This window comes from Chryseobacterium ginsenosidimutans (assembly GCF_024807225.1).
Lineage (GTDB): Bacteria > Bacteroidota > Bacteroidia > Flavobacteriales > Weeksellaceae > Chryseobacterium > Chryseobacterium ginsenosidimutans.
Genome location: NZ_JANUCO010000001.1, coordinates 2,738,678 through 2,760,549 on the forward strand (window position 1 = coordinate 2,738,678; position 21,872 = coordinate 2,760,549).

The following is a 21,872-nucleotide window of genomic DNA, read 5'->3' on the forward strand; positions in this document are numbered from 1 at the left end:
GTTTCGTTTTTATTTTATTATAAAAGTTCAAAAATTGAAGCAGCTCCTTGTCCTGTTCCCACACACATAGAAACCATTCCGTATTTGTTTCCGCGTTTTCTCATTTCGTCAAGAAGTTGAACGGTTAATTTCGTTCCGGTACATCCAAGTGGGTGACCCAAAGCGATAGCACCTCCATTGACATTTAGAATATCAGGATTTAAGTTTAATTCTTTTTTGATTGCAACAGATTGAGATGCAAATGCTTCGTTTAATTCGATTAATTCAATGTCTTTTAATTCTAAACCTGCCTGTTTTAAAGCCTTTGGAATGGCATAAATTGGTCCCATTCCCATAATTCTTGGCTCAAGACCTGCTGCTGCATAAGCTACTAATCTTGCTTGAGGTTCCAATCCTAATTCTTTTACCATTTCTTCACTCATTACCATTACGAAAGCTGCTCCGTCACTCATTTGAGAAGAGTTTCCGGCTGTTACGCTTCCTCCATTGGCGAAAACTGGTGTAAGTTTAGCCAAACCTGTTAAAGAAGTATCAGCTCTTGGACCTTCATCTACTGAAAAATCAAACTTTTTAGTCTGCATTTTTTGGTTTTCATCCAGGAAATTATATTCAACAGGAATCGGAACAATCTGGTTGGCAAATTTACCTTCCTGATTGGCTTTTAAAGCCTTCATATGAGATTCAAAAGCGAACTGATCTTGTTCTTCTCTTGTGATATTATATTGTTTAGCAACTTCTTCCGCAGTGTAACCCATTCCCCAATAATAATCAGGGTTTGTTTTTGCAATTTCCGTTTCAGGAACTGGTTTGTAACCACCCATCGGAATGTAAGACATTGATTCTGTACCTCCTGCAATGATACAATCAGCCATTCCTGCCTGAATTTTTGCAGAAGCAATCGCAATCGCCTCACTTCCGGATGCACAATATCTGTTAACCGTAACTCCGGGAACTTTATCCGTATTTAATCCCATTAAAGAAATTAAACGGGCAACATTTAAGCCTTGTTCGGCTTCCGGCATTGCGTTTCCCACGATAAGGTCGTCGATTCTGTTTTTGTCTAATTGCGGAAGTTCAGCCATTAATTTTTCAATTACTGTTGCCGCCATTACATCGGGTCTTGTGAATCTTAAACTTCCTTTTGGAGCTTTTCCAACGGCAGTTCTGAACCCTTTTACTATATATGCTGTTTTCATATTTTTTATTGATTAATATTATTTTCTGAGAGTTTTTTGCCTCGTAGAGGTAAACTGTTCATAGCTATTTGTTTGTTTTTGCTTTGCGGAGCTCCGTAGGAGCGACCTGTTAATTTTCAATCCATTCAAATAAATATTTTGAATCATATTCAATTTCAAATTTTTCCATAAAATCTAAATATTCTTCTTTGAATGTTTTCTTTTTGTGATGTTCTTCTTGGTTTAAAATATACTTTACAACCGAATCAACACTGCTTTTGGAATAAGAGAATGCGCCATATCCTTCTTGCCAATTGAATTTTCCTTTTATCCAACCTTTCTCATTAATAAATTTTGAAGAACCGGCTTTGATGTCTCTTACTAAGTCTGAAATTGAAATAACTGGACCCATACTTACAAGAATATGAACGTGATCCGGCATTGCAAAAACTGCGAATAATTTTTGATTTCTATTGGATACAATACCTGTAATAAATTTATGTAATTCTTCTCTGTTCTCTTTTGAAATCAGGTTTTGTCTTCCTTTGACAGCGAAAACAATTTGAATATAAATTTGTGTGTATGTGTTTGCCATAAAAATTAACGTGGTCGTCTATTATCAGGTCGCCTCTACGAGGCTCTAAAAAATTCGCTAATCGTTCTGCTATTAACAGTTCGCTCCTACGGAGCTCCCTATTAGTTTCTCAAAGGTTTTCCGTTTTGCAACATGTACTGAATTCTTTCCAATGTTTTTCTTTCACCACAAAGCTGTAAGAAAGTTTCTCTTTCAAGATTCAATAGGTATTGTTCAGTTACGATTGTTGGTTCAGAAAGATTTCCACCGACCATTACGTTGGCTAACTTATCTGCAATTTTCTTGTCGTGTGCAGAGATGAAATTTCCTGTTAACATTTGATCGGTTCCAACGTAGAACATTCCCAAAGCATCTTTACCAAGAACTTTTACCTTTTGTTCGATCGGTTGAGTATAACCTTGTTCAGCCAATAATTTTGCAATCTTTTTAGCTTCTGCGATCTGTCTGTTTTTGCTTACGGAAACGATATCTTTTCCTTTTTCAAGAATTCCCATATCGTAGGCTTCATAAGCGGAAGTTGCTACTTTACCCATTGCGATATTCATGAAAGCTTCACGAAGCCTGTTGTTTTTAACATCATCACTGTGGAATTCTCTTGAAGTTCTCAACGTCAATTCTTTCGTACCACCACCACCAGGAATTACACCAACTCCAGTTTCAACCAATCCGATGTAAGTTTCTGCTGCTGCGACAACTCTGTCGGCGTGCATGGTCATTTCACAACCACCACCAAGCGTCATTCCGTGAGGAGCAACAACTACAGGAATAGAAGAATAACGAACTCTCATCATTGATTTTTGGAAATAAGCGATTGCCATATTCAAATCATCCCAATCCTGTTCGATTGCCATCATCAAGATCATCGCTAAATTTGCTCCAACAGAGAAATTTGTCCCTTGATTTCCGATTACTAATCCGTCATATTCTTTTTCAGCTAAATCAATCGCTCTGTTTAATCCATCTAAAACTTCGCCACCTAAAGAATTCATTTTAGAACGAATTTCGAAGTTGATAATTCCGTCACCTAAATCTTCAATCGAAGCTCCCGAATTACTCCAAAGCGTTTTGTTTTTTCTGATATTATCTAAAATAATGAAAGCATCCTGACCCGGAATTTTGTTGTATTCTCCTGAGTTTTTATCAACGAAAATAGTTTGTCCTTCATCATTAACTTTATAGAAAGTCTCTACATTTTTTACCCAGTCTGAAACTTCGTAACCGGAATCTTTAGCCAATTCAATACCTTTTTGAACGCCAACAGCATCCCAGATTTCAAATGGACCGTTTTCCCAACCGAAACCTGCTCTCATGGCATCATCGATTTTATAAACTTCATCAGAAATTTCAGGAACTTTATGCGAAACATAGGCGAATAATGCTCCTAACGATTTTCTGTAAAGCTCGCCGGCTTTATCTTTTCCACCAATTAAGACTTTGAATCTGTCAATTGGTTTATCAATATTTTTAGTTAATTCTAACGTCGGGAAAGAAGATTTTCCTTGAAGTTCATATTCTAAAGTATCAAGATTTAATCCGTGAATTTCAGATTTTCCTTCTGCATTTTTCACTTTTTTATAGAAACCTTGCTCCGTTTTTGAACCTAACCATTTATTATCAACCATTTTCTGGATGTAACTTGGAAGGGCAAAAACATCATTGAAATTATTAGCTTCAACACCGCTGTTACGAACGCCATTCGCAACCATCACCAAAGTATCCAAACCAACAACATCAGCAGTTTCTGAACGTCGCAGATTTTGGACGACCGATTATCGGACCTGTCAATTTATCAACTTCAGAAACAGTTAATCCTAATTTCTGAACGTTATGAAGTAAGTCCATCATTGAGAAAACTCCGATTCTGTTGGCAATAAATGCAGGAGTATCTTTTGCTAAAACTGTTGTTTTACCTAAGAATTTTGCTCCATAATTCATATAGAAATCAATAATTTCCGAATTTGTATCAGTTGTTGGAATAATCTCTAAAAGAGGAAGATATCTTACAGGATTAAAGAAATGCGTTCCTGCAAAATAATGTTTAAAATCATCACTCCTTCCTTCCACCAACATATTAATCGGAATTCCGGAAGTGTTTGAAGAAACTAAAGTTCCTGGTTTTCTGAACTGTTCTATTTTTTCGTAAACCGATTTTTTGATGTCAAGTCTTTCAACCACAACCTCAATAATCCAGTCTGTATTTTTTATTTTTGGTAAATCATCATCAAAATTTCCAACCTTAATTCTATCTGCGAATTTCGGAGAATAGAGTAGAGCCGGACTTGCTTTTTTAAGTTTTTCAAAGTTTTCAGAAGCGATTCTGTTTCTTACCGCTTTGTCATCTTTGGTCAAACCTTTTTTCTGTTCTGCTTCAGTTAATTCAAAAGGCACGATATCCAAAAGCGAAACTTCTACGCCAATATTAGCGAAGTGAGCCGCAATACCGCTTCCCATGATTCCTGAACCAAGAACTGTAACGTGTTTGATTCTTCTTTTCATTTGATTTATAGATTTGTTATATTATTTTTTATTATTTAAATCGACCGCAATTTTCATGATTTCGACCATGACTTCTTTGAAAGTATCCAGTTTTTCGGGAGAGATTTTTTCCATCACTCTTTTGTTGAAGTTGACGACAACTTCTTTAGACATGTTTCTGGAATTCAAACCTTTATCGGTGAGTTTTATGATCACTTCACGTTTATCCGTCGTCGTTTTTTCCTTATAGATATATCCGTTATCTTCAAGAAGTTTGATTATTCTTGTTAATGAAGTCGGTTCGATAGCCATTTTGGGGCCTAAATTCGTACTTCTTGTCCCTTCTTTTGGGTCAATTTTAAGAAGAGTAAGCGCCTGAACAGCTGTGGAATCATGTTCCTGAGCAAGATCTGTATACATTTTAGAAACAGCCAACCAAGTCTGCTTTAAAATGAGATCTACATTTTCTATTTTGTCTTTATTGTTGTCCATCATATTTGTGGAAATGGTTTAATTCAAATGTAGTAAATATTATGCATGCATAGTATTTATTAACGTTAAAATTTGTTAACAATTTGATAGTAAGGTGGTTAAATTGTATGATTAGCATAATACTATGCATGCATAGTATATGAAGTCAATAAAGAAAAACGTGTATTAGTAAATGGTTTTCACGAAATTAACTATTTCTTCGAAGGATTCGCATTGCTGTTTGAAGGAATCATTAGAAATAACCCAAAAGTTGTTCTGAAACTCAAAATTGAGTGAAGAAAGGTCTTTTTGGAAGTTTTTTTGAAGCAAAGAATAGAGCATTTCCTTATAAAAATCCGGCGCAGTGATTTTTGGCGCGATAAATTGATCGTTAATTTGAAACAAAGAGGCATTCGTTAATTCCTCATGCTGAAGCAAAACATCTTCCACAATTCCCGAATACAGATGAGAATCTTTTACATACCATATTTTATCCGCAAACTCTTTTGCCAAACGCCAATCGTGAGACGAAAAAAGAATCAGCTTATTTTGTTCTTTAGCTAATTTTCTAAGCGTTTTTAAGATGATAATTTTATTCTTCTCATCTAAATGTGTCGTCGGTTCATCAAGAATAATGATGGGAGAATTTTGGGTTAAAGCTCGACCGATAAATGCTTTCTGAAGGTTTCCGTCTGAAAGATTCCTTAATAAAGTATGTTTGTATTGATCTAAGGCTAATTCTGTAATAATCTCCGAAACCTCTTCTCTATCCTCTTTTTTAAGCTCAAAATAGAAAGGATAATAAATGTATTTCCCCAAAGAAATAAGATCTTCAACTGTATAATTCTGCGGAATAATCGATTTTGAAAAAACAACCGCAATGTTTTCTGCAATTTCTTTAACGGAAAGAGTTTTTATATTTTTATGATTAATAGAAATTTCTCCCCTTAATAAAGGAATCTGATGTAAAATAGATTTGATTAAAGTGGTTTTTCCGACACCGTTGTTACCAATTAACAGGCATACATCGCCTAAATTCAAATTTGCATTAGTATTTGAAATTAAGGTTTTATTGTAGCCTATGTTTGCTTGGTTGATTTGTAGGTGCATTTCTTTGTTGGTTTTCGCAAAGGCGCAAAGTTTGTTTTACAAAAATAGTGTTTTAAGGCGCAAGGAATTTGACTTTGTCAAATTTTTATACTGATTAATTTATAAAAAATTTACAATCCTTGTCACTCCGTTTTTAAAGACATCCGATTGGAAATTTAATAATAATCCTAATTTACAGTTTGTCATTTTTAAATAAGTTAGAAGTTGAGCTTTATGAGTCGGATTAATGTAATCAACAGTTTTTATTTCCAAAATCAATTTACTTTCTACAATCATATCCAGTCTGAAAGCGTTTTCTATTCTTAATTCTTCATAGACAATTGGAAGCAGTTTTTGCTTTTCTACAAACAATCCTGTTTTTGTTAATTCATAAAACAGACATTCTTCATAAACATGCTCAAATAATCCGGCTCCGAGTTTTTTATGAATTTTTAATCCTGTCTCAAAGACAATCTTTGATAATTCGTTTTCTGTCATTTGTGTTGTGTTTTTATTTTATCCTTTGTTGGTTTTTCGCAAAGGCGCAAAGATTTCTAATTTTATGCTGTTTTTAAGGCGCAAGAAAATCAAAGATTTTCAGCAAGTATTGTATTGCATTAATTTTGTAATAATTTCGCGATCCTAAATTTTATCAAAGATAAAATCCTTGCGCCTTAAAACGTAAACTATTTAATTAAACTTTGCGCCTTTGCGAAAAACCAACAGCTAAACTTTATTCTGTTTCAAAAGCATCATCAAAATCACAGGAATTCCAAAGATAGAGCTTATCACATTTAAAGGGATTTGAGATTTTTCTGCGACGATTGAAAATAATAGCATCATCAACATTCCTAAAAACATATTTAAAATCCATTGTTGCCAAAGTTTTGCGGGATTGTAAATTAATCGACAAAAATGCGGAACAATAATTCCAATGAATAAAATAGGTCCTAAAAATGCTGTAACAGAAGCTGAAAGCAGGGAAGAAGCGACAATGATCAAAAGTTTTAATTGATTCAAATTAACACCCAGACTTTGTGCATATGAACTTCCCAATGAATTTCCAATCAAAGGTTTTATACTTTTAAAACAAATAAATAATCCGATTAAAACTAAAATCGACAAAACGAAAATCTGATTTCTCGAAACCATATTATTCGCTCCGAAAGACCATAAAATATAATTTTTCAAGCTTTGATTTTCAGCGTAAAACTGAAGCAGAGAAACGATAGCTCCGGCAAAAGCTGAAACCAAAAAACCAAAAATAATTAAATAAGATTTGTCCTGAAACTTATTGGACATTGATAACAAAACCAGCATCAAAAGCAAACTTCCAATGATTGATGATAAACTTAAAAGGCTGTTTTGGAGAAAATCAGGAAGCGAAATATTGTAGGAAAATAAAATATAAAAAGCGACTGATAAACTTGCCACGGAAGTTATGCCCAGAATATCGGGTCCGGCTAAAGGATTCTGAAAATATTCCTGCATCAGAAAACCGGAAGTCGGAATGGAAATTCCAGCCAAAAGCATTACCAAAACACGGTTTACACGAATTTCTGCAATCTGGCTGTTTGAAGAATCCTGAAAAAAATCAAGAAAATTTAAACTTAAAAATCCTGTGTTTAGATTGATAAACGCAGTCAATACAATTGCGATCAATAAAACCAAACACAGGATTTTAAACTTATTCGACATTATAAAAGTCTAAGTTTATTTTAAAAGAGAATTAATTTTCTCATTAAGCTGTTCTGCACTGATCATACCTAAAGTTTCATCAGTTTTATCGCCTCTTCTCATGAATGTAAACGGAATTGCAGAACCTGTCCATTCTTTAAAATTAGTTTTGAAAAAATTCGCATCCAAAAGCTGGCTGTCCAAAAGAACGGTATGATCCTGAATTCCGTGTTCTGCCGTAAAGCGTGGAACTTCAGAATTCCAGATTTCTTTCTGGTCTAAACTTACGAACGTTATTTTTACAGGTTTTCCTTTTAATTCCGCTATTTTATCTTTGAAATGTGGGATTTCCTTTACACAAGGACCGCACCATGTTGCAAAGAAATTGGTTACGTACAATGTGTCGTTCTTTTTATTTAAAATTTCTGACATGTTGTCTAGCGTAACTGCTTTCAAGGGAATCGCAGCAGAAGAAGTTTCAGGAGTTGAAACAGAATCTGTTACCGGAGTCTTTTCATTATTTGTCTGAGTTTCTTTTTTACATCCCGCTAATGCAAATAGAACAAGCGTGGATAAAATTATCTTCTTCATAATTATTTTTTATCTATTTTTGAATTGAAGTATGGAACAACAAATCTATAAGGGGAAACTAACGCAGTTTCACTGGCTAAAAGTAACGAAAAAGGAAGAACTTACCAAAAATACTTTTTCTCTGGAGTTTGAAATTCCGGAGAATTTACATGATAATTTCAAATTTGAAGCAGGGCAGTTTGTAAGTGTAAAATTTCAATCGCATGGTGAAGATGTCATTAATGATTATTCGATGACTTCCGCTCCTTACGAGAAAAAAATAAGTTTAGGGATAAAAGTTACGTCTCCGGATGGAGCAACTTCGCAGTTATTTAAGAACTATAATGAAGGGGATGAATTACTTGTAAGCGAACCCAGCGGAAGGTTTACAGTAATATCTAAACCTCATGAATTCAGAACGATTGTAGGTTTTGCTGCAGGAATAGGAATTACACCGGTTTTAAGTCATTTTAAAAATATTCTTCATAACGAACCCAGAACAAGGCTGTTTTTATTCTTTGGAAATAAAAGTTCAGCGGATTTAATTTACCAGGAAACATTGAATAATCTTGTGAAAACTTACGGCGACAGATTGCAGGTTTTCTATTTCTTTTCGCAGGAAAAAACGGCAAACAGCTTTTTTCACGGAAGACTGGATGCGAAAAAATTAAATTTAATTATCAATCAAATTCTTCATTTGGATGATACAGATGAAGAATCTACTATTTGGGATGCCGTTGATGATGTTTTAATCTGCGGAAAGGGTGAAATGATTAAAACTCTTGCCAATGCATGTTACGATCACGGAATTCCAAAGAAAAATATACATTTTGAGCTTTTTGAAGAATTTAATGACGATATTTATCCTATTGAAAAAGAATTTCCGTTAGTTGAAAATATTGCTGTAGAACTTACGATGTTTGGAAAAGAATATTTGGCGGAACTTCCAACGAATGAAGAGAAAATTCTGCAGCAGCTGTTAATTCAAAAACTTCCCGTACCTTACTCTTGTAAATCAGGGATTTGCGGAAGCTGTGAATGTATTCTGGAAGAAGGCGAAGTAGAATTGCTGGAAAATGAATATTTAACTGAAAAAGAAGAGGAAAAAGGACATATTTTAGCTTGCATGTCTATTGCGAAAAGCAAAAAAATAAAGCTTAATTTTGATCTTAGTTGAGAATTATAAAAAACATATTTAATCTGATAATCATATCAATAGAAATGACCGTTCTGTTGATATGTCTTGCCAATGCATGGGTTTTTGCGTTGACAGACGGAAGAACGTACACCAAGATTTCAAAAATTCCTCCGCGGGAAATAGCTCTTGTTTTGGGTACTTCACCAAAGATGAGATCGGGCGTATCCAATCCTTACTTTACAAAAAGGATGGATGCCGCAGCGCTTCTTTATCATCATGGCAAAATCAGGAAAATATTGGTAAGTGGCGAGAAAAGCAAAGGATACGACGAACCTGCCGCCATGAAAAATTATCTTATTTATCAGGAAGGCGTTCCAGAAGATATCATTATTGAAGATCCTAAAGGTTTTAATACGTATAAAAGCATTTTGCGCTGCAAAGATGTTTACAAAAAAGATAATGTGATCATTGTTTCACAAGGTTTCCATAATCTTAGGGCGCTGCTTTTTGCAAGAAATAACAGTATGAATGCTTTGGGTTTTGATGCTCAGGATGTTACAAAACCGGAAAGCTATTACCGAAATCAATTCAGAGAAATACTTGCGAGAACGGTTGCTGTTGTGTATTTTGCTCTGGGTATTTCGCCTGATTAAAATGGCACATTCCTTTTATTAGATTCTACACACACTTACTACACTATATGGATGTTAAAAAATTCTATACCATTGAAATCTCGGATAAAGAGGAATGGGAAAAAATCATCAGATCATGTATTTTAACCACAAAAGATTAACACATTAGAAATTTTAAGTTCATCATCAAACTACAAATAAGAACACATTAGTTTTTAAAAATCTTTGATTTTTATTCTTTTGTAAATTATTGTTTTAGCTTTTGCTTCTAAGTTTTTATTAGTTTCAACAGGTTTTATTATTTAGAAAGGATACCCAAACGCAATATTCAGTGTAGGTTTGAATGGCTGGAAGTCTTTTATTCTCCATCTGTCACCTTCAGGTTTGTTTGGATCGTACATTTTATAGGCTAAATCCAGTCTTAATGTGATATAAGCCACATTTATCCTTAATCCGAATCCGCTCCCGATTCCGACCTGTCCTAAGAATTTATTAAATTTAAATTCATCTCCGTATCCGTCATTATAGTTTTTAAGACTCCAAGTGTTACCGATATCCGTGAAAAGCGCGCCTTCATACATATCGCTAAAAGGAACTCGGAATTCTATATTGGTGGTTAATTTTAAATTATCCGTCATATACGTACGAACTCTTTCGTCAACCTGAGAATCTGCAGGACCAAGACCGCCAAAAGCCACCCAAGCTCTGATATCATTGGAACCACCATTAAAATATGATCTGATTACAGGCATATTTGAGGAATTTCCGTAAGGAATTCCGACTCCAACAAATTGGCGGAGAACCAAAGTATTATTATTAAATTTAAAATACTTTCTGATATCAAAATCAAACTTTATAAACTGTGCGTAAGGAACTCCGAAAATCGTTCTTTCCGGACTTGTTACAATTCCTCCATCGTTTCTTTTCTGATTGAAAATACTGAAAATGTTTCCTGCCAATTCTACTTTTCCATTAAAATAGAAGGCATTCGGATAATCTTTTTTCCCGATTTCATTATACACAAAATTATAAATCATGGAAGAAATCAATACATCCTGAGTTTGTCTGTCTTTATTTACCAAAGTTCCTACAAATGCAGTAAAACGATCTCTACCTTGCTGATTCAAACCTTGTAGATAAGCTGTATCTTCGGTAATCTTCTGTGAAACCTCATCAATAGTCAATTGTCCTGAACTAAATTCCTGTGAAGTAGCAGGATGAGACAAGAAATAATCATCAAAAATCTCTCGTCTCACTGCATCATCATTCACGAAATAATCATAGTAAGCAGATTTATTTTTCGTTAAACTCAGCTGTGTATTAAATAAAGTCAGTCTGTGAGAAACTTTATCATTTACGGTTGCCAGATAATTCAGACCTGTATTGAAATTTAACCTTCCTAAACCAATGTTATTTTGATCTGAAACTCCTAAAACAATCGATGAAGTAGGGCTATACCTTTTAGGCAACAATTTATAATAATCGAAAGGCAGCAATAATCTTGGGAAATTAAGTGAAGCCTGAGCAGATAATTCATAAGCCAACACTCTTTGGCTTATATCTTTTGTACTTCTTATAGAACCAAATGTTCCCGCAAGACTCGTGGAAAGGTTTTCTGCACCACCAAAAATATTTCTCGTCGTTAAATCAACCGAAGGAGAAATTCCCAAATTCAAAAGCTGAGAATAATTTACATCTGTTCCCACTTTTAATTCGTATTTCGGAAGTGGTTTCAGAATATACATTACATCCACAATACTGTCATTGGGACTTGCTCCGCCGCCATGTCTTAAAGAATCTCTTGATTTCAGAATACTAAAATTATTCATAGACAAAAGGTTTCTCTTGGTAAGATCGAACTTTTTCTGATCATACACCTGTTTGTGTCCTGTTGTAATGGCTCTCCAAATGGCACGGGAATCATATTTATTGTCTTTTTTATGAAATCTGATGCCTCTTAAACTGTCTTTCGTAGTATTTTTAGGATAATCACTCAGCTCATCAACAATGGCAACATCAATATTTCCTACTGTGGCAACTTTATAAGGTCTGTCCAGAGAATCTTTATGGATTTCTAATGTCAGAGGAACTTGTTTTCTGCTTTTAATAGAATCGGCAACAAAATATATTTCGTCTCCGAAATTATTAAACTTATAATATCCGTAATCTCTCATCAGATCGGTAATCCTTGTCAATTCTTTTTCAAGAACGGTCTGATCAAGAATTTGTCCCTGTCTTACCAAACTTTCATTTAGCTTTTGCTGGTAAATATTTTTAACAGTGTGATCCGTAATATTGTAATAATATTCTTTAATATAAGTAGGATCTTTGTGGGTGACAAAATAGCTCACCGTTGCTTTTTTTGCAGCAGAATCAAGATCTTGTTTAAATTTTACTTCTGCATCCCAATAACCGCGATATGTCAGCCTTTTTTCAACGGATTGTGCGCCTTTTTCTGTCTTTGTCTGATCCAGAATAACAGGAGCAGAACCCCAACTGTGGTATAATCTATCGAAAAAGAGACTTTTTCCTACGCTGCTTTTCATATTATACTTAACGAAAAGAGAATCTCTTAAATTTTGATCTCTCAATTCATTAGGATACGTCATGTATTCATTAAGTAGCGTATCGTACTTCGGATTGGCTGTATTGTAGAGCCACAAACTCAAAGGCATGAAAAGAAACTGCCTTTTATTGGGCTTTTGCTGTACATATCCTTTTAGCTCGCTGTCGAAAGGAGCTTTCTTATCTTCAAACTCAAAATTGTTTTTTACAAGTAGATATTCGCCGTCGGGAACTTTTTTTGTAGTACTACAAGCATAAAGGAGACCCACAAATGTTGCAAATGATATAATTTTATAATATTTTTGAGGAGAATTCTTATAATGCTTACAGCTCATACAATAAAAGTTTTACAATCTTTAGATAAAAAGAAGTTCAGACAAAAATACAATTTGTTTTTGGTTGAAGGTAATAAAATCATTTGTGAACTTCCCGATTCTAAGTTTAAAATTAAAGAAATATTTTCTACCGATCCGCAAAAATTGGACCGTACGGATGTACCCATAACTCATATCTCTGAAAATGAGTTGAAAAAAATTAGCTTTCTGCAAAATCCTAAAGATTCTGTAGCAGTTTGCTATATAAATCCGGAAGAAAAATTAGAAGATAAAAATTTTCAGTTGGTTTTGGATGGGATTCAGGATCCCGGGAATTTGGGGACAATTATTCGCCTCGCAGACTGGTTTGGAATCGAACAGATTATCTGCAGTGAAGATACCGTAGATTTTTACAATCCAAAGGTGATTATGGCAAGTATGGGATCTTTTACGAGAGTAAATATGGTCTATACAAATTTGGTTGAATACCTTTCACAAACAGAAAATGTAAATATAGGAACCGATATGAATGGTGAAAATATTTATGATTTTGAAAGACCTGAAAAAATCAATTTAATTTTAGGAAATGAAGGGAACGGAATGCGTCCGGAAACAGAAAAATTACTTCAGAAAAGCATCATGATTCCAAGGTTTGGAAAATCGCAGTCTACGGAAAGCCTGAATGTTTCTATGGCAGCTGGAATTATTTTGGGGCAACTCTTTAGAGTTTGAGAGTAATAGAGTTATAGAGTGGGAGAGTTTGTGAGTTGTTGTAAACTCTAAAACACACTTACTCTATAACTCTAAAACAAATTATATAAGTTGTTCTAAGCTGGAAACACTTTTATTTTTCTGGTAAGTTTCCAGTTTTTTTCTTACAAATTTCAAAGCAATAGGAGCGAGGTAGATCAATGCAGCGCCCAACGCTTTTTTCTTCCAATTGGAGCTGCTCATGTTTTTCTTGGCATATTTTCCTACAAGAGCCGTTACTCCTAATTTAAGGATGATATCAAAAGCATCCCCTTTAAAGGCAGAGCTTGCGATACCCATTGCTGTATTCTTGCTAATTAAAGCATCTTTGATTTCGGATGTGATCTGTTTTGCGATAACATCTTTTCTGAGAACAACTTTTTCATCACCTTCTTCATCTACTTTTTCCTGCAGATACTGATCTGTTAAACCATTGGTGAATGCACTCAAACTTTCTTTCGTATTTTTGAATGTCAGAAGATCTTCCAAACCGTCGATTTCTTGTTTCAATAGTTTTTTCTTTCTTCTTAATTCGTCTAAGCTCTCATACTTTCTGCCCATAGTTTAATGATTTAAAAATTTAATAACATGATCTGCCACATAATTTACGATTTTCTTTTTTAACATGACAATTAAAATCATTACTAAAAAATAAAATGCAGCCACAATTAAGAATCCGTAGGACTGATCGCCCAAAGCTTTCCCGATAAGAAGCGCGATCCCAAAATTGAACAGAATAATGAAAAAACCGAAGGCAACGATGAATACAACAAGAAAAGCGATGAGCCCGGCTGAGAGAGAAGACTTTTCTGTGGCTTCAATTTTCAGGAGATCTATTCTTTTCGTGGCGTATTCTTTTATAGTTTCAATCATTGTTTTTTTTTAAAGTTACAAAAAAAGGAACTTTCATTTATAAAGTTCCTTTTCATAATTTATCTAAAAAATAAATCGTTTATTATTTTAGATCATTCAATTCCGATTCTACGTTTTTTACAACGTCTGCAGTTTTAGAAACGATTTGATCTTTGTATTTGTCGTATCCGTCTTTCACTGTATGAGCTACGCTGTTTGCTGTTTCTTTGAAAGTAGAAGAGATGTTACCATATTGATCTTTTACTTTTTCAGAAACTTCTCCGTATTTATTTTTAGCCTGATCTTTAAGATCTCCTGCTTTATCCTTTATCTTCTTTCTAGTTTCCTTTCCTTCTTCCGGAGCATAAAGCATTCCTAAGATGACACCCGCTGCAGCACCTGCAAGAAGTCCTGCCAAAATACCCGCTGTATTGTTTTTTTTAGACATTTTCGTTTTTTTTAATAGTTAATAAATAGTAGTCTTACTTGCGATGAAACCTACAATTAATATACCAAAGGAGGTAAATGTCCAATTAAAAATTGTTAAATCTTTTTGATGTGAGATAAAATACTGTCGATGGTTTCGTGCTTTGTAAGATGGGTATTATCGATTACAATGGCGTCTTCAGCTTGCTTCAAGGGGGCTATTTCCCGCTCACTGTCAATCTTATCGCGTATTAAGAGGTTTTCTTTTACCTGTTGTTCGTTGGCTTCAATACCGAGACTTATCAATTCGGTATAGCGTCTTTTGGTACGTTCGTCGATACTTGCTGTCAGGAAAAACTTGTAGTCCGCATTTGGCAGAACTACTGTCCCGATGTCACGTCCGTCCATTATTATGCCACCTTTTTCTGCCAAAGAACGTTGAGATTGCAGTAAAAAATCTCTCACTTCTTTTTGCTTTGCTACCAAACTTACATTGTTTGAAACTTCATTTGTTCTGATGGCTTTTGAAATATCAATATGATTAAGAAAAAGAACCAATTCTCCGTTATCGTTTTTAAATTCAAGCTCGATTTCATCAAAAGAAGAAAATAAGCCTTCCAAATTGATAGACCCATTATCATTAAGACAGTTCTGAAGTGCAAACCAGGTTACTCCTCTGTAAAGCGCCCCTGTATCGAGATGTACAAGTCCAAGTTTTTGGGCAATAACTTTAGATATTGAACTTTTTCCGGTAGACGAGTACCCATCGATAGCAATTACAGGTTTTTTCATACCGCAAATTTGAAAAATTTTTCTTAAAAATCAAGAAACCTCAAGAGTTTTTTCTTAAGGTTTCTTATTATTTTGTGTTAAAATTTTAGTTAAAATTAATATCCTGCGTGGCTCGTAAGATCCATAGAGATTCCTATCTGGTTGACATTGGAAGAATTATGATACCTCACATGAGCATAATCTATACGGAATCTTGAGATTTTAATTCCGAATCCTGCAGAAAGTCCTGAGAAGTTTCTTTGGTCTGCAACAGCCAATTCATTTCCTCTTTTTACATTGTATCCCAATCTGATGTTGAAGCCTTTTTCCGGAAACAATTCTGCACCGAGAGAGAAGTGATCGGCAATTTTTCTGCCTACATTTACTTCCTGTCCGTTCACATTATAAGGAGAAGAGATGTCGAACTCCTGCAAATCGTGAGCGGTAATGGTAATCGCCAAAGGAATAGCCTTTAATATTCTCGTATATCCTACATCTACTCTAAAGGGAAGTTTTTCTCTAGTTCCGTTGAATGTTTTAAACTGATATCCGAAATTTCTAATAATAACAGAAGCTGTTTCCTTATTTTTTTTGTTGTAGTACGTTACTCCAAGATTTCCTGAAATAGCAGAAGACGAATAGGTGTCAATTTTTGAAGTGATAAAGTTTAATCCACCCCCAATTGTCCAGTCTTCTTCGAATTGGTAAGCGTATCCTGCTCCGACAGCAACGTCGGACGCGTTAAATGTACCGTTTTCGAAACCGCTGTCATCTGTTCTCGGGATATCTCCATAACTCATGTATCGCGCATTGATTGTAGCCATATGACCGTTATCAAAGTCTTTCGCATAAGCAATAGTTCCGTACTTGGAGTCCGCAAGGTAAGACGTTGCGTTTACAGAAAGTTGGTTATCAGAATCTTTATTCAGTAAAGATGGGTTTGCAATAGCAAAGGAAACATCATGATCTCTAATGGAAATTGCATCACCGCCCAAAGCAGCCTGTCTCGCAGAAACAGGAAGTGTTAAAAACGGAAAAACGTTTGTTCCTGTTTGTGCATAAGAAACAATTCCTGATAGAAACAATGAAAGAATGACAATTTTCTTCAATTCAGTTTATTATTAATGCAAAAATAATCCTTTTTCGTACTTTTCAAAATATTTCTCACATTATTTATATTTAAATTTTATGTTTTGTGGAAATGACTTATTTAATTGAATGAAGTTGTGTTGTTTTTTGAATGTTTTTAGAAGCCTTGTCGAGGTTTTGAACCTGGACAAGGCTGGTTTATAGCCCCGATTGTAGCGACATCCTTTTTGGTTGCGGGCGAAGCGAAGCGGAGCCCGTAACCAAAAAGATACAGCGGAAAGCGGGAAAAGCTTCAAAAATAAATTAAGTTTGGATAAAAAATGAAAGATCTCGAGAACCTCAACCTGATAACGCCTTATTAATTAAACGGATAATATTTAGATATATCACCATGAGCAAAGTTGAAGAGAATAGAATAAAATAACGTCAAACTCCTTTGTCAATAGGCTAAAACAAGACAATTAAAATTTATAATCTATAATATAAAATCAATATTATTAATGATTATATTTGCAAAATCAAATTCTGGAGAAATTGATAGAACTAGTAAAGTTATTAAAAATTGAAAATGAAATATAAAAGAATCCTTCTAAAACTTAGTGGTGAAGCCTTAATGGGAAACAGACAATATGGTATTGATACTGAAAGGCTAGAAGAGTATGCTGCTGAGATAAAAAAAGTGGTAGAAAAAGGCTGTGAAGTTGCCATTGTAATTGGAGGAGGAAATATTTTCCGTGGCGTTGCAGGTGCAGCAAAAGGGATGGACAGAGTGCAGGGAGATTATATGGGAATGCTTGCAACGGTAATCAACGGGATGGCTTTGCAAGGTGCTTTGGAAGATGCAGGTGTAAAAACAAGATTACAGTCTGCGATCGAAATGGATAAAGTTGCTGAACCTTTCATTAAAAGAAGAGCGGTAAGACACCTTGAAAAAGGGAGAGTCGTAATTTTCGGAGCGGGAACAGGAAACCCATATTTCACAACAGATACTGCTGCAACATTAAGAGCAATCGAAATCGGAGCCGACGTTATTTTAAAGGGAACCAGAGTAGACGGAATCTACGACAGCGATCCTGAGAAAAACGAAAACGCTGTAAAATATAATTCATTATCTTTCGACGAAGTTTTTGAGAAAAACCTTAAAGTAATGGATATGACAGCATTTACGCTAAGTCATGAGAACAAATTGCCGATCATCGTTTTTGATATGAACAAGGATGGTAATTTGGAGAAAATAGTAGACGGAGAAAATGTGGGTACTTTAGTTAATTTGTAATTTTAGGGATTAGGTAATAGATTTCAGGAATTAGTTTAATTAAGATTAAAAAATTCTGAGATTTAGAAATTACTTATCACGTATTACTTATTGCTAATTATTTAAAAATGTGTAACTTATCAAATTTTTATTATATAATGGAAGAATTAGATCTTATAGTAGAATCTGTAAAGCAGGACATGGAAGGAGCTATTAAGCACTTGGATCATGCATTTCAAAGAATCAGAGCGGGACGTGCGTCTACAAGTATGGTTCAGGATGTGATGGTAGAGTATTACGGTGCTCCGACTCCTATTAATCAGGTTGCCAACGTTTCTGTACCGGATGCGATGACAATTGCTATTCAACCTTGGGACAGAACAGCGATCAACGCTATTGAAAAAGCTATTATTAATTCTAATTTAGGTTTTGCGCCTTCAAACAACGGGGAAAATATCATCCTTAATGTTCCGCCTTTAACGGAGGAAAGAAGAAGAGATCTGGCAAAACAGGCTAAAGGAGAAACTGAAGATACAAAAATCGTTATAAGAAATGCAAGACAAAATGGTTTGAAAGAACTTAAAAGACTTGAAGGTATTTCTGAAGATGTTATCAAAGGAATAGAAGCAGATATTCAGGAGCTTACAGACAAACATGTGAAAGCTTGTGACGATCATCTTAAAGTAAAAGAAGCTGAAATTATGAAAGTATAATTTTCAGTTTTTGAAAATAAAAAAGCGGTTTCAATTTTGAGACCGCTTTTGTTTTATATTGTATTGAAACTATTTACAATTTTCGTTGTAATCGTAGATCACTTCATTTACGATAGAAAGATTGTCAGACATTGCATTGTCAATTTCGTTTTTGATGAATTTTCCTAATCCTGATCTTTTCTTCGTATCATTTTTCAGAGAACCGTATTCTCCGCTTGTTACTTTTCCTTTTACTACAGGACAATCTGCCGTGATGATTTTCGCTTTTGCGATCGTAAGTTCTTCCGCTTTTCCTCCTTTTTTAGAATAAATATAAGAAGGAGTTTCTCTCATTTTTCTTGTTTCTTCTTCCGCAACTGAAACCTGACCTCCCGCTGAAAATGTAGTAGGATAACCGTATAATTTATAAACTTTAATCTTTCCGTCTGCCAATAATTCTGCAAACTGTGTACTTTTTGTAAGGTTGTTGAATGCTTTTAATCCTCCACTTAATCCTCCGTTTGAAGTGTTGTAAGCTTCTTTTGTGTTGGTATATTTTATGGCTTCAAAATGTCTTTCCGCATTATTGTCAATCGCCATATAACCTTTAAGATCGTCTGCATCAAACGTTTTGAATTTCTGCTTTTTCTTAGCATTATCAATATCAGAAGAAGCAATGAATTTTACTTTTTTCTGATTCGTCCACGGATTCATTTCGTCACCCGCCAATCTTACGATGCCTTCAATTTTCTTTCCGCTTTTGTCGATGATATAGCCTGTTTTTTCGCCGACTCTCATCTCATATTCCGTATTATCTTCCTGAGCATATACATTCAATGAAACAAAACTTAGCAAGCCAATAAGTAATAATTTCTTCATATCAATTTATTTAAATTTTCGCAAAGATAAATTTTTATAATTAATTACTATTTAATTGAAAATATTTAACATACCACAAAAAAAGATCCGGAAAACCTCCGAATCTTTAACTATAATAAAATAATCTTAATGTAAAAATTATTGATATCTCTTATGTTCTTTATTCTTAACAAACAAATTAGTAATCGGTTTGAATAGAACTTTATATTTTTCAGCATCAAATAACTGAGAATCCGTAAGCGCTTTATAAGTCATCCAGATTCCAAAAGGAAATAAGACAAGATTCGGAATCCAGGCGGCTAAATAAGGGTTTACTTTCCCCGACCATGCCATGTTTTCCGTACTGACATTGATGACGTAGAAAATAATAAAAATAACGATCGCTATGATTACGGGAAGTCCCATTCCTCCTTTTCTGATGATCGACCCCAAACTCGACCCAATAAGGAAGAAAATGATACAGGTAAAAGAATATGTCACGATTCTTTGCTGATAAATAACGACTTTGCTGTAATATTTTACTCCCGGATTAATCTCGTTGGATTTCCCTTCAATGGTACTTTTCAGGTTGTCTAATCTGCTGTAAGCGCTATTAATTATTTCTAATCTTTTCTCGCTTTTCAGAGTATCCAGCTTTAGAAGTTGTTTGGGTTTTACCTTTATTTTGTTCTGTTTCGAGTCCATATAGCTCATTACAGAATTAGTTTGGTTCATAACATCATTACTAATATTCGTAAAGAATTTATCGTTATCCTTTTTTGTTTTATCAATCGTTTTATTCAGTTCATTGAAGGTCAGAAAACGGTAATCGTCTGTAATTTTTTCTTCCTCAATGGCTTTACTAATAAGTTCACTTACATCAAAATGAGAAACCAAAGAATCAAATTTAATCACCTGATCAGGTTGTTTCACTCTCACCTCTTCACCTCTTCCCGCAAAATTATCATCGTAAACATACCCGTTGTAAAGAACCAGCTTCAAATAATTTGAATTGGAAGCAGGGATAAATCTTCCTTTTTCCGCTAAAATCGTTTGTTGATTTTCAAAACTATTTGCTTTTTTATGAAGAAAAACCCCTTCAATATGTTCGGCATTTTCACCATAAATTTTATCAAACTTCACCATATTTCCGGGAATCTGATCAATAAACTGTCCCGGTGTGAAATTCAGGGCAGGTTTGGTTTGTGCAATATTGAAAAGCATATTCCTCGCCTTCCTCTGGAAATCCGGAATAATATTATTGGAGAAAAAGTAGAGCATGACTGCCATAATCGCCGTTACACCCAACAGCGGAACCATTACTCTGGTCAACGAAATTCCGGCAGCTTTCATCGCAGCAAGCTCGTACCGTTCCCCGAATTCTCCGAAAGACATGATGCTTGCCAAAAGAATCGTTAACGGTAAAACCATACTGATAACGCTTACTCCGAGATAGAAAAGCAATTTTACGATTTGCCATGTGCTTAATCCCTTTCCCATAAACTGCCCAAGCTGAACCCAGATAATGTTTACAATAAAGATGAAAAACAATACGCTGAATATAAAGAAAAACGGTCCAAAGAAGGTTTTTATGATATATCGGTCTAGTATTTTTAACATTCGCCAAAATTAATCAAAAAGCCACAAAGTTTTCTTTGTAGCTCTTATATTTTATGAAATTTTTATAATTTAATCTAAAAGGTGAAACTGCAAAACTGCAAATTTGCTTTTGACTGTTAAGTGATTTTACCTTCATGATTTTGTTTACAATTCTGTAATCAGGTAATTTTTGTATTTAGTCTTGTCGAACACAAACATTCCTGCATCCAAAGTCTGATTTTCTTTGTAATCTTTAATGGCAATTACGGCAACATCTTTATTGGTTTCCGTGCTGCTCCAGTTTTACCATTTGCTTTTTCGCTGAATCTACGAAAAGATAAACATATTTTATTCCGTTTGATTTTACTGGGGTTAACTTAATAAAATCTGCATTTACTCCATTCACATTTTTCTTTCCTTCGTACGTTACGTTGTAATCATTTCTGTACGTCGAAAGATAATTGATAGGGGAGAACATCGAGCTGCTTCCGTTGGGTTTTGCCACGGTAACCTCCATATCTTCTGTGTTGATGTTGTAGATTTTGTTGCCGTCAAAGATCTGCTCTGTTTCCATGATCTTTAATTTGTACTTGTCTCCCGCGGAATAATAAATTCCCGGTTCGGTTTTCGCAACTTTCCCGTTTGTTCCGTTTCCGAAAGAGAATTTGAAGTAAGAATTCTTTTTAGAATTGTAATTTGCTGTAATATCGTCTAATATTTTTTTTGCTTTTGCATCAATTTTCTGAGCATTTGTAAAACCTACCGCTCCAACTACCAAACTGCTTACTATAATTTTTGAAATAATATTTTTCATTTTCTTTATTTAAATCTTTAATCTTTAGACTTCCTCAAATGTTAAAAGTTAAACTAAATTGTTAT

The 21,872-nt window shown here is 34.5% G+C and carries 20 protein-coding genes and 2 pseudogenes; 5 read left to right on the forward strand and 17 right to left on the reverse strand.

Going from position 1 to position 21,872, the window contains the following annotated elements:
* Positions 1-17 precede the first annotated feature (17 nt).
* The 8 genes and pseudogenes from J3D55_RS12860 to J3D55_RS12895 all read right to left on the reverse strand — a co-directional run bounded on the left by J3D55_RS12860 (position 18) and on the right by J3D55_RS12895 (position 8,073).
* Positions 18-1,196, reverse strand: coding sequence for a thiolase family protein (locus tag J3D55_RS12860; RefSeq protein WP_259131652.1), 1,179 nt, complete (start codon positions 1,194-1,196; stop codon positions 18-20).
* A 109-nt stretch (positions 1,197-1,305) separates the two neighbouring features.
* Positions 1,306-1,770: an IS200/IS605 family transposase gene (gene tnpA, locus J3D55_RS12865; protein ID WP_259131653.1), complete on the reverse strand. Its 465-nt coding sequence runs from the start codon at positions 1,768-1,770 to the stop codon at positions 1,306-1,308.
* 101 nt (positions 1,771-1,871) lie between these two features.
* A pseudogene (locus tag J3D55_RS12870) lies at positions 1,872-4,266 on the reverse strand (3-hydroxyacyl-CoA dehydrogenase/enoyl-CoA hydratase family protein).
* Positions 4,267-4,287: 21 nt separating this feature from the next.
* Entirely contained in the window at positions 4,288-4,737 is a 450-nt protein-coding gene (locus tag J3D55_RS12875; RefSeq protein WP_047402308.1) for a MarR family winged helix-turn-helix transcriptional regulator, read from the reverse strand.
* A gap of 165 nt (positions 4,738-4,902) precedes the next feature.
* A complete protein-coding gene (locus tag J3D55_RS12880) occupies positions 4,903-5,826 on the reverse strand; it encodes an ABC transporter ATP-binding protein (protein ID WP_259131654.1) in 924 nt (307 codons plus the stop codon).
* Between the two features lie 99 nt (positions 5,827-5,925).
* Positions 5,926-6,303 (reverse strand): GxxExxY protein, encoded by a 378-nt coding sequence (locus J3D55_RS12885; protein ID WP_259131656.1) that lies wholly within the window; start codon positions 6,301-6,303, stop codon positions 5,926-5,928.
* Between the two features lie 228 nt (positions 6,304-6,531).
* The gene (locus J3D55_RS12890) at positions 6,532-7,503 is read right to left on the reverse strand and encodes a FecCD family ABC transporter permease (protein WP_259131658.1); all 972 of its coding nucleotides are present in this window, start codon (positions 7,501-7,503) and stop codon (positions 6,532-6,534) included.
* 15 nt (positions 7,504-7,518) lie between these two features.
* Positions 7,519-8,073, reverse strand: coding sequence for a TlpA family protein disulfide reductase (locus J3D55_RS12895; protein WP_259131659.1), 555 nt, complete (start codon positions 8,071-8,073; stop codon positions 7,519-7,521).
* A gap of 31 nt (positions 8,074-8,104) precedes the next feature.
* Here J3D55_RS12895 and J3D55_RS12900 point away from each other — a divergent pair, with 31 nt between their 5' ends.
* Together J3D55_RS12900 and J3D55_RS12905 are read left to right on the forward strand one after the other, a co-directional pair.
* Positions 8,105-9,229 carry a ferredoxin--NADP reductase gene (locus J3D55_RS12900; RefSeq protein ID WP_259131660.1) on the forward strand — a complete coding sequence of 375 codons (1,125 nt, stop codon included), beginning with the start codon at positions 8,105-8,107 and terminating at the stop codon, positions 9,227-9,229.
* The gene (locus tag J3D55_RS12905) at positions 9,226-9,843 is read left to right on the forward strand and encodes a SanA/YdcF family protein (RefSeq protein ID WP_259131661.1); all 618 of its coding nucleotides are present in this window, start codon (positions 9,226-9,228) and stop codon (positions 9,841-9,843) included. The genes J3D55_RS12900 and J3D55_RS12905 overlap by 4 nt, the downstream gene beginning before the upstream one ends.
* A 281-nt stretch (positions 9,844-10,124) precedes the next feature.
* Here J3D55_RS12905 and tamL read toward each other — a convergent pair whose 3' ends face one another.
* Positions 10,125-12,722: a translocation and assembly module lipoprotein TamL gene (gene tamL, locus J3D55_RS12910; protein WP_259131662.1), complete on the reverse strand. Its 2,598-nt coding sequence runs from the start codon at positions 12,720-12,722 to the stop codon at positions 10,125-10,127.
* Here tamL and J3D55_RS12915 point away from each other — a divergent pair.
* Entirely contained in the window at positions 12,708-13,433 is a 726-nt protein-coding gene (locus tag J3D55_RS12915) for a TrmH family RNA methyltransferase (RefSeq protein WP_259131663.1), read from the forward strand. The genes tamL and J3D55_RS12915 overlap by 15 nt on opposite strands.
* An 81-nt stretch (positions 13,434-13,514) precedes the next feature.
* On the opposite strand, the gene J3D55_RS12920 is transcribed toward J3D55_RS12915, so the two are convergent.
* From J3D55_RS12920 to porQ, 5 genes are all read right to left on the reverse strand, one after another.
* Complete coding sequence (locus J3D55_RS12920) at positions 13,515-14,012, reverse strand: phosphoribosyl-ATP pyrophosphatase (protein WP_259131664.1); 498 nt, start codon at positions 14,010-14,012, stop codon at positions 13,515-13,517.
* Between the two features lie 3 nt (positions 14,013-14,015).
* On the reverse strand, positions 14,016-14,324 hold the full coding sequence (locus tag J3D55_RS12925) for a phage holin family protein (RefSeq protein ID WP_259131665.1): 309 nt from the start codon (positions 14,322-14,324) through the stop codon (positions 14,016-14,018).
* Between the two features lie 82 nt (positions 14,325-14,406).
* Positions 14,407-14,751, reverse strand: a complete 345-nt coding sequence (locus J3D55_RS12930) for a YtxH domain-containing protein (protein WP_259131666.1) — start codon at positions 14,749-14,751, stop codon at positions 14,407-14,409.
* A gap of 95 nt (positions 14,752-14,846) precedes the next feature.
* On the reverse strand, positions 14,847-15,521 hold the full coding sequence (cmk, locus tag J3D55_RS12935) for a (d)CMP kinase (RefSeq protein WP_259131668.1): 675 nt from the start codon (positions 15,519-15,521) through the stop codon (positions 14,847-14,849).
* A gap of 95 nt (positions 15,522-15,616) precedes the next feature.
* Positions 15,617-16,609 carry a type IX secretion system protein PorQ gene (porQ, locus tag J3D55_RS12940; protein WP_259131670.1) on the reverse strand — a complete coding sequence of 331 codons (993 nt, stop codon included), beginning with the start codon at positions 16,607-16,609 and terminating at the stop codon, positions 15,617-15,619.
* A 548-nt stretch (positions 16,610-17,157) separates the two neighbouring features.
* Here porQ and pyrH point away from each other — a divergent pair.
* Positions 17,158-17,865, forward strand: a complete 708-nt coding sequence (gene pyrH, locus J3D55_RS12945) for a UMP kinase (RefSeq protein WP_259131671.1) — start codon at positions 17,158-17,160, stop codon at positions 17,863-17,865.
* A 137-nt stretch (positions 17,866-18,002) separates the two neighbouring features.
* Positions 18,003-18,557, forward strand: a complete 555-nt coding sequence (frr, locus tag J3D55_RS12950) for a ribosome recycling factor (protein ID WP_259131673.1) — start codon at positions 18,003-18,005, stop codon at positions 18,555-18,557.
* 69 nt (positions 18,558-18,626) lie between these two features.
* Here frr and J3D55_RS12955 read toward each other — a convergent pair whose 3' ends face one another.
* The 3 genes and pseudogenes from J3D55_RS12955 to lolA1 form a co-directional block, all read right to left on the reverse strand.
* Entirely contained in the window at positions 18,627-19,415 is a 789-nt protein-coding gene (locus tag J3D55_RS12955; protein ID WP_259131674.1) for a hypothetical protein, read from the reverse strand.
* 138 nt (positions 19,416-19,553) lie between these two features.
* Entirely contained in the window at positions 19,554-21,014 is a 1,461-nt protein-coding gene (locus J3D55_RS12960; RefSeq protein WP_259131675.1) for an LptF/LptG family permease, read from the reverse strand.
* A gap of 144 nt (positions 21,015-21,158) precedes the next feature.
* A pseudogene (gene lolA1, locus J3D55_RS12965) lies at positions 21,159-21,807 on the reverse strand (outer membrane lipoprotein periplasmic chaperone LolA1).
* Between the last annotated feature and the right edge of the window lie 65 nt (positions 21,808-21,872).